Origin of the sequence: Paenibacillus sp. FSL H3-0302 (assembly GCF_037982245.1) — a bacterium.
Classification (GTDB): Bacteria; Bacillota; Bacilli; order Paenibacillales; family Paenibacillaceae; genus Paenibacillus_AQ; species Paenibacillus_AQ odorifer.
In genome coordinates this window covers 2,062,228-2,075,516 of record NZ_CP150284.1, presented here as the reverse complement: position 1 = coordinate 2,075,516, position 13,289 = coordinate 2,062,228, and the positions used below count along the sequence as shown (strand labels likewise).

Sequence of the window (13,289 nt, the reverse complement as noted above, 5' to 3'; positions counted from 1 at the left end):
TTAAAAGAGAACGGCTTTAAATGTCTTTTTCACAGAAATCCTTAGAACACCCGCTTCTGATTCCGATCATCAATAATAATCTGCACCGCTTCCTTAAACCGTAATGCATGCACAATCTCCCGCTCCCGCAGGAACTTAAGGCTATCCTGCAGATCCACGTCATCCGTCATGTCAATCAGCCACTGATATGTAGCCCGGGCTTTTTCCTCAGCCGCAATGTCTTCATAAAGGTCTGCCAAAGGGTCTCCCTTAGCTTGAATATAGGCTGCGGTGAATGGAACTCCGCTAGCATCCGTGTAGAACAGGGCATGATCATGCGCTACAAAATGTGGCCCTAATCCCGCTTCCTCTAATTCACATACCGAAGCATCCTTCGTCAGCTTGTAGATCATCGTGGCAATCATCTCAAGGTGAGCGAATTCCTCAGTAGAAATATCGTTCAACACGCCAATAACTTTATCTGGAATCGTGTATCTTTGATTCATATAGCGTAGTGCAGCGGCGAGCTCGCCATCTGCGCCTCCGTATTGCTCACACAAATAACGCGCCATCCGGACATCACATTTACCCACCCGTACCGGATATTGCAGTTTTTTTTCGTATATCCACATTCGGGAACTTCCCTCCTCTAGAAAAATAGTTCCTTACGGTTATACTCCTCTTACACCTGCCAAGGCCAAGGGGGTTGATTCCATTCCCATGGACATTTAGAATAAGCGCGGCCAAAATTCTGCAGCGGACCATATAACTCCTGAAAATGATTCGCTAGCTTAGTTCGTTCCAGCGTAAGCTGATTAAATTGTTCAATACTTCTCAGATCGTCAGGATGCGTATTTAGGTATAAGTTCAACTCCACTAAGGCAAAATCAAGGGTCTGCAACTGTTCAAGCAATTCATAATAACGTTGGTCGCAAGGATTTGCCTCCATAGTCTATTTCCCTCCTCCTTTGCACTTGGATTCATACGGACTAAATAGTGCTGGCCAGAGCGTTCCATACTTCAGAGCCTCCTGCAAACTAAACTGTGGCAAATCGGGCGGCTGAAAGGTGATAAATTGATTGGGTGGAACTACATACGTCTTGAACGGCACCGGTGGGCAAGGATCAAACGGGCCCCTAAAGGGGGTATACCTCCGCAGCTGTGATTCCATCTTTTTTGTACCTCCTTTGTTCCTGTTCCTTCTTTAAAGACTCTGAACATTACTCCCTTAGCTAACTTATGACAGCAGGACACAATATAAAACGTTATTCACAAAAAAAGCCCATTAGCAATTTTTTTTGTGCAATGTGCATGACAAATAAGCTGTCTCCGGAAAAGTACCGAAAACAGCTTATAACTTGGGTTTTTTAGTATTCAGCTTAGGGCTTCGCTCTTTTGAACGAATCTTCGTGGGTAATCTCAAGGATATCCAACATAAATACAAAGATAGGAATACCAAGAATAAGTCCCCAGACACCCATATAATGCTCAGAGAACAACAACACGCTAAAGGTGAAAAACATCGGCAAATTCATTTTTGTGGACATCAACTTAGGATTCAAGAAATAGCCTTCGATAAAATGCAACACCGCAATAATCGCCAGCACATATGTAACTGTTATCAGACCGCCGATGTTGTAACCAATAATTAAAAGCGGAATGAGCGAAATCAAAAAACCAACCACCGGAATGAGACTGAGCAGAAAAATCAAAATCGCTAGGGCAAATAAATACGGGAAGTTAAGCAGCCACAAGCCAATAACAGTAAGACAGGTATTGAACATGGCAATGAGAATTTGCGCTTCAATTACTTTCCCAAAGGAAACGATGAATTTTCGGCTGAAATACTCCAGATCTATATAAAACCAGGCAATCCTGCTCTCTCTCATCCTAGAAGTGAAACTGACGACCCGGTTCTTCTCCAGAATAAACACAAAGCTTAAAATGGTTGATAGAACGAAAGTTGCACCCCAGTTGCTAACCTGCAGCACATAATCGATGCCTCTTTTGATATAGGACTGATAGTTAAGGTCCCTGAGCATATCATACAAATATAATGTAATCTTGTTCTGCGGAAGGTCCTCTGACTTGAGATTGGTGAGGAAGATGGCTAATTGCTTAATCTGCTCCAATACTTTAGGGAGATATTTTGCAAGGGCCAGTACAATCAATGCGATTAAAGCAAGGTATAAAATGACAATAATCACCTTACTGTTGACCTTCATGAATTTACCAATTCGTTTACTGAGCACAATCTGAAAGCTGTTCATGACAAAAGCAATCAGAAACGTCAGCAGTACCAGATTAAGCATCCCTCGAACCATGTACAGCAGCAACCCGATAAGTGCGAGAATAAAAAAGCGTCTGGTAGTACTATTCACGTAGAATCGCTTGAATACATTCATTGATCTTGCTCCATTCAATTGCGATTAATAATGTTAAACTTCAATGGCTATAAAAAGGAAAACTTAGCCCCCACAAAAAAGCCGATGGAAACAAAAAGGAGTGACCAGGTTAGCGCTCCTGCAGTCGTTATGAGTATATATTTTTTGAAAGACATAGCACTGATTCCAGAGATATAGCTCGATACATGCCTCAGACCTGGAATAAAATAAGCAATGAAAATCGCCCAGTTTCCGAACCGCAAAAACCATCTTTTCATACTGGCAAAACGCTTGGGTGTAAGGCCAACCCACTTGCCGAATTTTGCTACCACAGGTTGTCCTAGCCTTAAACCAATGGTATAGCTGATAAGCATTCCTGTGATGGATCCCATAAAACAAACCAATACGGAAAGTGAAAAATCCAAAACCATAACGGAGGATAAATAGCCTACAAACAGCATTAACACCTCATCAGGCACAGGAAGTCCGATAATCCCAAGTGCCATAAGGCCAAATATGGCTAAATATCCGTATTGTGAAATGAACTCTATAATCCAAGGCATGGGTGTATCACTTCCTGTTGAAGGATTTTTTAAGGGACGGAAATGGGATACGGCTGATCATCATTACGGACAGCAATGCCATTAATCCGATGACCAGTCCTGGTTTCATCCGTTCATCTAGTAAAGAAATCATCGAAAGAATGACTCCAGCAGCAGTAATGGGCATCCCCACGAACCCTTTGGAAGGCGCCGACAGATTAAATCTGGCCAAACGAAGTGCGCCACAGATCAAAAAGAAAACTGCAGCTGCAGGTCCAATCCAGTGGGCATCTTCTAACCTATACAACAAGATAAGGAAGGTAGGCGCTAAACCAAATGATATAATATCCGCCAATGAGTCCAATTGTTTACCGAATTCACTAGTACATTGCAATATTCTTGCCAGTAATCCATCCAGTACATCGCATATTGCCGCGAGCAATATCATTAATAAAGCTAGGCTATATCGTTCTTGAATCGTAAAATACAAGGATAGTGATCCTAGTCCCAAGTTTCCGAGTGTGCACGTTGAAGGCAACCAGTTCAATTTCATACAATTTCACCCCTTTCATAGCAGTATTTCTGTTAATTCGGTTTAACCTTCAAAGGTCACAGTAAAGCTGACACCGTTCTCCGTATTTTTCACTGTATAAAGACAAGCGTGCATATCTAGTATTCGCTTTGCAATGGAAAGCCCCAGACCCGTACCGCCTGTCATTCGACTGCGGGATGGCTCCGACCGATAGAACCGTTCCCAGATCTGCTCCAGCTGATCTTCAGGGATTGATTCTCCTATATTTTGAATAGTGAATACAATAGTCTGGGCATGACTCTCAATATTGACAGTGATAGAACTTCTTTCTTCCGCATGCCTGATAGCATTGGTCATAAAATTTAGCATAACTTGTTCGATCCAGTTCACATCCGCATAGACCGGTAATTCATTCGCAGGAATAATGATGACCTCCAAATGTTTTTCACTCAGCAAGTGGACCAGCTTGTCTGTCACCTTTTCCGTCAGTTCACTTAACATAAAGGAAGATTTCCGTAGTTTAATCGTGCCCGACTCCAACCGCGCTAGATCTAGCATATTTTTAACAAGAAACTCCATTTTATCGGCTTCCTCAATAATCACCTTAATGTAGTGATCCTGCTTGCCGGCACTAACGCCGTCTTCCAAACCTTCAGCAAAACCTTTGATAATACTGAGGGGTGTCTTCAATTCATGGGAGGCGTTGGCAAAAAAGTCCTGCTGCATGATCTCCATTCTTTGCTTCTGTTCCATATCCTCAACTAGCTGCTGATTGGCCTCTCTTAACTCCCCTAAAGCAGAGTCCAGACTTAGTGATAAGGTGAACATGCTGTTAGAAAGGCTGCCTAGCTCATCCTTCTGCCGAATCGATGTGTCCCCTGTAAAGTCCAGAGAAACCATCCGTTTTGCTATCTTGTTTAACTTAATTAGCGGACGCGTTACCATTTTCGAGAAAAAGAGAGAAAGCACCAGAATCAGGACAAAGCCACCCATTCCCAGATATAAAAAGAACCAACGTAAGGCATCGTTCGAATCCTTAACTTCCTGTAATGAAGTGACTGTGAATAGTAATTCAATTTCTCCGTTACTTTGCTTCAGGGGCAGAATAACCACAGAATTGCGACTCCCACTCCAGGGAGCAACCCAGTCTTGCTTCTGTATTTTCAAATTTTTAAAGTCTTCTATCTGCGCTGGTGTCAAAGGAAACCATTCCTCAAGAGCCTCAAACAATATTCCCTGGCGGGGATTCCATATTTTTAAATCAGGCAGTACAACTTCTGCAACAGTACCAGATGCATGAATCGTCCCAGTCTCTCCCGTCTCCCCTATGGTTCCGCCCCCTTTTTTTGTAATGCTTATGGGGTAGAGTATAACGGGTGAAGCACTGTCTTCATCCAGAAGTTCGCCTTCCACGCTCAACTGATCATCTACTTTAATGTTAGCTGCTCTCAGTGAATCTCCGTACTGATTCATGAATAGGGATAAAGAAACAACCATACTCTTCCCGTCATCATCGATTAGCTTTATATGAAATGGATCTTCTGAATTCATCCTTCCATCCAGCTTCAAAATAACCATTTGTGTTTTATTCCGCAGCATAAACCGGACAAGCTCCTGAGAGGTTCTAGTGCTTCCCCATGGTTCGCTAATATATCTTGCCGCAAAACTCTTAAGGTGTTTCTCCACACGGTGCTCTTTTTGCTTCTGATAGAAATTGTCAAACAACAGCAATTGGCTTAGAATCACCATGCCATAGAAGCAAAGGAAAAAGATAACGGTCATCACAAACAGTTTAAAAGTAATTCCCCGTCTTCTCATGCCTCTTCCTCGAACATGTATCCTGTGCCAATTACCGTACGAATAAAACGTGATTCATAACCCAATTTACTTCGCAGCTTTTTGATATGACTGTCCACAACTCTGGAATCTCCTTCAAATTCAATTCCCCAGATCCGACTGAGGATCGTATCCCTTGAAATAACAATCCCTTTATTTCGTATTAAAAGCCATAAAAGATCATATTCCTTAGGGGTAAGCTCCACTTCCGCATCTTCTACCTCCAACCGATGAGCCAAGGGATTGAACATCGCGGAACCAAATTTTATTATGCTAGACTCAGGCTGATGGGTGCCTTCAACCCGTTTCATAAGTGCATTTGCCCGGGCTACTAGCACCTTTGGACTAAATGGTTTTGTAACATAATCATCGGCTCCTAATTCAAAACCGTAGATTTTGTCGTCATCTGTAGACTTGGCCGTTAACAAAATGATGGGTACCGCTGATTTCTCACGAACTTCACGGCACACTTCGAAGCCATTCATAGCAGGCATCATGATATCCAGAATCAGCAGATCCGGCAGCAGTGAATCAAACCAAACCAATGCATCTTTTCCATTATCCGCTTCAAGTACCTCCCAATCATTCTGTAAGAAATAATCAGATACCAGTTCACGAATACGAATTTCATCCTCAACGAGAAGAAGTTTCTTTTTCAATCTAGACCCCGCTTTCAAACAATTAATAAACATTAGCATAGACGAGCGTTATGTCCTTTATGTGTCCACAAAAAACTCCCCCTTTCATGAGCCATACAGCTCTTGCAGGAGGAGTTCATTATATCCCTGATCAACCGGAACAATACGTTATAATTTTTAATAGGTTATTCTTTATCCTCATTGGGTTCTGATGAGGTTTCTTCGTCCTCCACACGTGGTTCCCGGTGGATATTAATTCTAGTGATACGCAATCTTGTCGATTCCTCGACTTCAAAAATAACATCTTCTACTTTGACACGTTTTCCTTTGGTTGGATTACCCTCCAGCTCCTTAAACAACCAGCCGCCGATAGAATCCACCTCATCGTCTTCAATCACGACACCCGTAAGATCGTTGACATCCTCAATCAGCATCCGGCCCTCAACAGAGATGTACTCCCCGTTATGTTCCACACTTGGACGCTCATCTTCGAACTCGTCATGCAGATCGCCTACGATTTCTTCCAGAATCTCTTCTGCTGTCAGCAAACCTGCCGTGCCGCCATATTCATCGACAACTAACGTCAGCTGAGCCTTATTCTTCTGCATAAAACGAAGAGTATGGCTGATTTCCATCGATTCCGGAACGTTAAGGATAGGCCGAACCAGAGTTGTAAGATCATTCTGTTGCTCCGGTGGAGCAAACAACAGGTCGGTAATATGAATAAAACCGATAATACGGTCCTTATCTTCCAGAGCAACCGGATAACGCGAATGTCTCGTTTCGGTAATAATCTTCATATTTTCTTCTAACGAAAGATTGCTGTAAAGCACATCCATATCTGTACGAGGCAGCATGACTTCACGTGCAAGCAGATCTGAGAATTCAAAGATATTATCCATTAGTTTCATTTCATCTTTGTCAATGACACCACTCTTGGCGCTCTGATTCATCAGAATACGTATTTCCTCTTCCGAGTGTGCTGCTTCACTTTCATTTGCAGGCTCCACACCGACCAACCGAAGCAACGCGTTGGCTGAAGCGTTCAGCACCCAGATAAAAGGCATGAACACATTATAGAAGAACATCAGGGGTGCAGATAACAACAGTGCCGAACCTTCTGTTCTTTGAATCGCGAGCGATTTAGGAGCAAGCTCCCCAAGTACAATATGTAAAAATGTAATGATCGAAAATCCAATAATCACAGATACGGTAGAAATCAGGGTATGATCGGTGATCCCCATCTGGTACATTAAAGGTTCGACCAACAGCTCAGAAATCGCGGGCTCTCCAACCCAACCTAAGCCCAGCGACGCAAGTGTTATCCCAAACTGAGTGGCGGATAAATAGGAATCCAGTCTCTTATTTACTTTCAGAGCATATCCAGCCATTTTATTACCTTCACTGACAAGTTGGGTCAGGCGGGACTGCCTGACCTTAACTAATGAAAATTCCGCTGCTACAAAAATACCGTTCAATAATACGAGCACCAGAACCAGCAAAAGATTAAGCAATAATCTCCCTACTTCAAATTCCGTATGCACCACTTAACAACGCCTCATTTCTACAGATTGATCGCTTTTCTAGTTTTGAAGTCAACTTCCGGATAATACATATCAGCCACTAACAGATTAGGTCCGCAGCAGCCTGCTGCATCGCAGTGGCAGTTCACCTTTTGGTTCAGCGGGTGTTTAGTCTGCCAATCGATAAATATATCATCCAGTTTTTGGTTCTCGATGTTGCCAAAGGCTGCGATATCAGCGAAATCTGTAACAAAAACATCGCCAGTAAACATGTTTACGTTCACTCGGTTCCGGCCATCCGGATCATTGCGAAGGGTAACATTCTTCTCGGCGCGCATTCTGCTTATCAGCTTCTGATCTTCTTCCAGGAAGCTGCAAGCAAAAAACGGAAGGGTCCCAAACAGCATCCAAATCTCCGGATCACGGGTATCCAGTAGTTTATGGATTGCCGTCCGCATTTCATTCAAGGACAACACTGGCAAAGCCGAAGCAAAACTGGAGTTGTACATAGGATGTACCTCATGCCGTTTGGCGCCCATATCGAGAATCAACTTATGAATTTCAGGCAGCTTAGTATGTGTACGGTAATTAATCATAGTTTCCGCAGAAATTAGCATACCATCCTCACTTAGCCGTCGAGAATTCTCAATCATTGCATTATATAACCGATATGCACTTTCTTTTGAAACTGCATGCCCGCTGTTGGCAAAACCAACTTCATGAAAATCGTCTCCGTTCACATAATTAAAAGAAATATGCATAACGTCCAAATACGGAAGCAGCTTTTCATATCGAGCATACGGCATCGTCAGATTAGAATTAATTTGCGATCTAATCCCCCGCTCTTTGGCATACTTTAAGAGCGGCACTATGATATTATCCACCGTTCCAGCCAAGAACATAGGCTCTCCGCCGGTAATACTAATCGTCTCCAGATGCTCTACTTCATCTAAACGGTCCAACATATTTTTAAGCGGCAGCATATCCCCTTCTCTAGAGGTTAAACTATCACCTACCGCACAGTGTTCACACCGCATATTACATAAATTGGTTACTGTGAATTCCACACTCGTTAGCACATGGCGTCCATGCTTACGTAAAGAAGTAATGGGATCCCACGGATCGTAGCTTGGCGACAGCTCCTTCGGTGAAGATGTTAATGGTCTTAAAACATTCATTTGTACTAGCTCCTTTAAATCTTATTCCTATTATTAACCCATAATCATGAAGATTGAACGGTGTCTTATCCTATATCATACCACGTTAGTCAGAAAAACTGCACTTCGGATGTCTTTCAGACTGTCCTTACAAGCTTTTTCACTGTAAAAAATAATAGCAGCGAGACGAAAAATAGGCTTCCGCGAGTTATGCGGACAAGCCTAATCTTCTCTCTTCGCTGCTATGATAAATATTTTGGCGTTCCCACAGAATCGCCTTGATCTGCGACGTCAACGATAACAACGGAGAGGGCTTTTCCTAGATCCCTTTCGAACGGTACGACTTTCTCTCCTTCAGGCCCTGTAAGCACACGTACAATCGGTCTGTGAGGCGTACTTGGGTCTATTTTGACAACAACTCCACTTTCACCCGTACTGAGCTTCACCGTAAGACCAAGAGGATAGATAGCCACACGATCTCTAAATAACTCTAGCTGCTTCTGCTCATACAATGTACCAGAACCTACATAAAGCGCCTCAACGGCTTGATGTGGCAGCATAGCCTTTTTGTAGACCCGGTTGGAGGTCATGGCATCGTAGGAATCAGCCACGCCCAACCATTTGGCATATTCATGAATTTGAGGTCCTTTTAATCCCCGCGGATATCCGGATCCGTCAATGCGTTCATGATGCTGAAGCGCACAATGAGCCGCGAGCAGCGGAATATTCGGTTCTTCCTTGAGAATCTGATACCCGATCTCGGTGTGTGCCTGCATATGGCGAAATTCATCTTCACTGAGCTTACCAGGTTTTTGAATGATTTTTATCGGGACTTGGGTCTTGCCAATATCATGCAGCAGCGCACCCAGACCAATCACTCGAAGCTCCTCTTTGCTGTACCCATGCGCAATGCCAAGCACCAAAGTGTACAAGCAGACATTCAGGGAATGGACGTACAAGTAGTTATCAGCGGTGTGCATATCAAGCAGCATGATCATCGGATCTTCTTGTAAAGACAAATCATCCAGGATGCTATCCATGATCTTTGAGAATTTTTTATCCAGATGGTAGAATCCCTTGCTTATTCCTGAAGCGCCTGTCATTTGCTGAAACTGATTACGAATCACCTTCAGTGCCTGATTACGTGTCTCATCTTGAAGCATACCTATAATTTCAACATCGTCCGTGACAGAGTCCTCTATGTAAATATAACCGATGTCAATTCTTGAAAGCCTCTTGATCAATGCATCAGTAAGCTCCACCCCATCCGCGAGGAGAGTTAGACCTTCATCATTATATATTTTTTTACCTAATTTCATGCCTGCTTGAAGCTGATTCACGGATACTAAACGCACTTAGCTCACTCCTGCCTTTAACGGTAAAATGCTATTCTGTTTTGAAATCCTTGGGTCACACGCTTTGTCTATACCGTTTATGTAGAGATCAGACAGGTGCACCATGAAGAACATCGGGTGTGTCTAGGTCTTTGCCTATGGGCATTAACGCATAATAAACAACCAGAATATAGCAGCAAGAATAAATCTGTAGATCGCGAAATGCGTCAATCTAATCTTTTGAATCAATTTCATAAACAAAATAACCACTACATAAGCCACTACAAAGGAAATCAGAAATCCAATTACAAAATAGCCAATCGTCTCACTAGTGAAGTTCTTATAAGAATCCAACATTTCATATCCGGAAGCCGCACACATAATAGGAATGGCTATAAGGAAGGAGAAATCCGCAGACGCTTTATAACTAACCCCACTTAACATCCCTCCGGAGATCGTAGATCCCGAACGGGAAAATCCTGGCCACAGCACTGAAATAATCTGATACATCCCGATAGCCAGCGCCTGTCCGTAAGAAAGATCGTCCAGCTCATGCGCTGTAATTCTAATTTTGCGTCTGTTTACCCATTCTGCGATAATCATTAGAATCCCGCCGGCGACAAGCGCCCAAAGAACAGTCGTGGCTCCAAAGAGACTTTTTATAAAATCGCGGGCAAAAAATGCCACAGCTAGTGCTGGGGCAATCCCAAGTATTACATGGATTAAGTTCAAACGAGACGCCGGCATCACACCGCCTCTTCCTGAGTTCTTACGCCCAATGCCCAGCAAATTAAGCACACGCTCGCGGTAAACAAGCGCAATCGCCAATATTGCCCCTAGCTGAATAACGATTTCATAAGTCTTCATAATCGAATCCTGCTCATCAAAGCCCAGAAGCTTCGAGGTCAAGATCATGTGTCCTGTAGAAGAAACAGGAATAAATTCAGTGATCCCTTCGACAATTGCTAAAATAATAGCTGTAATCGTGTCCATAATCTCCTCCTATTTTTCGGGAATCTAGCACTGTTTAAATGGAATCAAAAAGTATATCTTGTGAGCTGCAGGTTTACTCAGACTTGATCTCCCACCGAGTGAGCATACATTCATCAAGACTGTCCGGACGCTGCAATTCCATCCCAAGCAGGTCGCGTAAAAAATGAGGCAGCAAAAATACAGGATCCTTCCCATTGGCGATCGTCTCATAGCCTGCACGGAAAGTAAACATGTCCAGCGTACCAACATTATACTCTTTATCATCCTCCAGCGGGTTTCCTTCGACAAAAACTGCAATATTGTTATCATACGGTATCTTCTGCGGATCGTACAAGATTTTTATCCCATCTACTGCTAAGCTGCCCAGATAATTCCCGCGAAAGCCATACCCAAAAATCACCTTATTATAAAATTCTTCAGTAAGACTCTGCTCCAAAGCTATGCGAATATCTAGGCCTTTCAGCTTGATTACGCAGGTGTTAATGGGAGAAGGACATAGGGCGTGCAGCATTCCCGCTGTAACCTCCCCTTCAGGCAAAGGTCCTAGAAGCTGGCCTGTGTTAACTATCGACAAACTAGTGCCTGTAAATCTACGTACAGCTTGGGCTAAAAGATTGCCAAAAGGGGATTCTCCCTGCAAATTCAAAGGAAGCTCACGATCTGTGATCGCAACGGTCTGCTGAAGAGCCTCACGACCACGCTCCAAATGAATAGTAGCGGCAGGACCTACAATCTCTTCCTTCAGTCCTGGGTCAGTCGGAATACATTCACCCGCCACCAGGCTAAATCCAGGTTGTCCCTCTCTCCGCTCAAATTGAAGCCGCCCGAGGTAACGCCCCAATTTCCCGGCTCCACATACAGCTGTTCCGTTAATCATGAGCGGTTCTTCCAGCATATGATGTGTATGTCCACCTAGAATAGCATGCACACCTTCCAGCCGCTCTGCCAGAATTCGATCTGCGGGAAGCCCCAAATGAGAAAGGATGATTAGAATGTCCACCTGAGGAGCTAGAAGAAGGCATTGTTCCCGAAGGGTTGTCTCGGGATCCAGAGCATCCCAGCCCAGCAAGGAATAAAACGAAGTAAATGCCGCTGTCGCTCCAGTCACTCCTATTCTGATTCCGTCCTTCTCCAAGATGGCATGACGCTTCATCCAGTGGGGAGGTTCCCCTGTTGCAGTCTCCACAAAATTACAGCATACCACTGGACACTGTAACCCGGAGAAAATAGAGGATAACATCTCCTGTGAGAATGTTAACCCCTCATTATTACCGATAGTTACAGCATCATATCCTGTTAAATTAAGTACATCAATGTTAGCCTGACCCATAGTTCCTTCTGTCTCGACGGCTGCACGATCCATATGATCGCCAATATCCAACAGCAGCACAGGCTCTTCTCCCGCTGCAGCTCTTTGTCTCTCGATTTCTGCTGCCAATGGACTCACCATTTCGAAATGGCTATGTATATCATTGGTATGAAGTATGGTCAGTCTTTGCGGCACATGCCCCATTAGCAACATTCCTCCTACCTGTTGAGCCGCTCTTTAATGAAGCAGCCGATGCATGATCTTATAGAGCCTAGCATAACATTTTCAGGCTCATTATGGTATATTGTAGACATTACAACATATTTCAGAGGTGAATAAGTATGCATATCACAATCCGCCTGTTCGCGGGTTTGGCTGAGATTATCGGTTCATCTTCTCTGACCTTTCATGCGACGGAGAATCCCTTAACCGCTGGGAAGTTAAAAGAACTCCTTTCAACCTCTTATCCGGATGCAGCATCCCTAATTGGAACTTCTTTGGTCGCTATTGACCGGGAATATGCACCTGATGAAGCCCTCATCACCGAGTCTGCCGAAGTTGCATTAATCCCTCCCGTTTCCGGGGGAGAGAATGGTTCTTTATATGAGAGCACTCCTGACGGCCTCTATAGCATAACGGATCTGCCATTAAATGCTGAGAAGCTTCTGGATGCCGTCCTCGATGCCAATCATGGAGCATCCCTATTATTTGTAGGAACTACACGCGAAATGACCGGAGAACAACGCACAACAGCATTAGACTATGAAGCCTATATTCCTATGGCCTTAAATAAGCTGAAAGAAATTGGTGACGAGGTACAGAATCGCTGGAATGCACGCTGCGCGATTTCCCACCGCATTGGGCTTGTTGGTCTTAAGGAAGCAAGCGTTCTCATTGCTGTCTCTACCCCTCATCGCGATACCTGTTACGAGGCTAGTCGTCTGGCCATTGAACTGCTGAAACAGACCGTCCCTATCTGGAAAAAAGACATCAATGAATCAGGCCAGCACTGGGTAGACTCTGAACAAAAGGCTGCCGATTCCCTCCACAATTAATCTTCAC

General features: G+C 43.8%; 14 protein-coding genes. 1 reads left to right on the top strand and 13 read right to left on the bottom strand.

Going from position 1 to position 13,289, the window contains the following annotated elements:
* Positions 1 to 41: 41 nt before the first annotated feature.
* From MHH50_RS08975 to MHH50_RS08915, 13 genes are all read right to left on the bottom strand, one after another.
* Positions 42 to 611, bottom strand: coding sequence for a manganese catalase family protein (locus MHH50_RS08975; protein ID WP_340034209.1), 570 nt, complete (start codon positions 609 to 611; stop codon positions 42 to 44).
* Between the two features lie 50 nt (positions 612 to 661).
* Positions 662 to 928: a spore coat protein CotJB gene (locus tag MHH50_RS08970; RefSeq protein ID WP_036684069.1), complete on the bottom strand. Its 267-nt coding sequence runs from the start codon at positions 926 to 928 to the stop codon at positions 662 to 664.
* Positions 929 to 931: 3 nt separating this feature from the next.
* Complete coding sequence (locus MHH50_RS08965) at positions 932 to 1,150, bottom strand: spore coat associated protein CotJA (RefSeq protein ID WP_036684070.1); 219 nt, start codon at positions 1,148 to 1,150, stop codon at positions 932 to 934.
* Positions 1,151 to 1,358: 208 nt separating this feature from the next.
* On the bottom strand, positions 1,359 to 2,384 hold the full coding sequence (locus tag MHH50_RS08960; protein ID WP_340034208.1) for an AI-2E family transporter: 1,026 nt from the start codon (positions 2,382 to 2,384) through the stop codon (positions 1,359 to 1,361).
* A 47-nt stretch (positions 2,385 to 2,431) separates the two neighbouring features.
* On the bottom strand, positions 2,432 to 2,926 hold the full coding sequence (locus MHH50_RS08955; RefSeq protein ID WP_076100017.1) for a DedA family protein: 495 nt from the start codon (positions 2,924 to 2,926) through the stop codon (positions 2,432 to 2,434).
* A gap of 7 nt (positions 2,927 to 2,933) precedes the next feature.
* Positions 2,934 to 3,458 (bottom strand): CDP-diacylglycerol--serine O-phosphatidyltransferase, encoded by a 525-nt coding sequence (pssA, locus tag MHH50_RS08950; protein ID WP_036684073.1) that lies wholly within the window; start codon positions 3,456 to 3,458, stop codon positions 2,934 to 2,936.
* Between the two features lie 42 nt (positions 3,459 to 3,500).
* Positions 3,501 to 5,255 (bottom strand): HAMP domain-containing sensor histidine kinase, encoded by a 1,755-nt coding sequence (locus MHH50_RS08945; RefSeq protein ID WP_076124801.1) that lies wholly within the window; start codon positions 5,253 to 5,255, stop codon positions 3,501 to 3,503.
* Complete coding sequence (locus MHH50_RS08940; RefSeq protein ID WP_076191082.1) at positions 5,252 to 5,932, bottom strand: response regulator transcription factor; 681 nt, start codon at positions 5,930 to 5,932, stop codon at positions 5,252 to 5,254. Before MHH50_RS08940 ends, MHH50_RS08945 begins: the two co-directional genes overlap by 4 nt.
* 164 nt (positions 5,933 to 6,096) lie before the next feature.
* Positions 6,097 to 7,455, bottom strand: coding sequence for a hemolysin family protein (locus MHH50_RS08935; RefSeq protein WP_076187132.1), 1,359 nt, complete (start codon positions 7,453 to 7,455; stop codon positions 6,097 to 6,099).
* 20 nt (positions 7,456 to 7,475) lie between these two features.
* On the bottom strand, positions 7,476 to 8,612 hold the full coding sequence (gene yfkAB / locus MHH50_RS08930) for a radical SAM/CxCxxxxC motif protein YfkAB (RefSeq protein WP_036684078.1): 1,137 nt from the start codon (positions 8,610 to 8,612) through the stop codon (positions 7,476 to 7,478).
* A 221-nt stretch (positions 8,613 to 8,833) separates the two neighbouring features.
* Positions 8,834 to 9,946, bottom strand: a complete 1,113-nt coding sequence (locus MHH50_RS08925; protein ID WP_076187093.1) for an HD-GYP domain-containing protein — start codon at positions 9,944 to 9,946, stop codon at positions 8,834 to 8,836.
* Between the two features lie 144 nt (positions 9,947 to 10,090).
* Positions 10,091 to 10,918, bottom strand: a complete 828-nt coding sequence (locus MHH50_RS08920; protein ID WP_076124791.1) for an undecaprenyl-diphosphate phosphatase — start codon at positions 10,916 to 10,918, stop codon at positions 10,091 to 10,093.
* Between the two features lie 73 nt (positions 10,919 to 10,991).
* Positions 10,992 to 12,431 carry a bifunctional UDP-sugar hydrolase/5'-nucleotidase gene (locus tag MHH50_RS08915; protein WP_340034207.1) on the bottom strand — a complete coding sequence of 480 codons (1,440 nt, stop codon included), beginning with the start codon at positions 12,429 to 12,431 and terminating at the stop codon, positions 10,992 to 10,994.
* 137 nt (positions 12,432 to 12,568) lie between these two features.
* On the opposite strand from MHH50_RS08915, the gene MHH50_RS08910 reads away from it, so the two are divergent.
* Positions 12,569 to 13,282, top strand: coding sequence for a molybdenum cofactor biosynthesis protein MoaE (locus tag MHH50_RS08910; RefSeq protein ID WP_340034206.1), 714 nt, complete (start codon positions 12,569 to 12,571; stop codon positions 13,280 to 13,282).
* Positions 13,283 to 13,289: the final 7 nt, after the last annotated feature.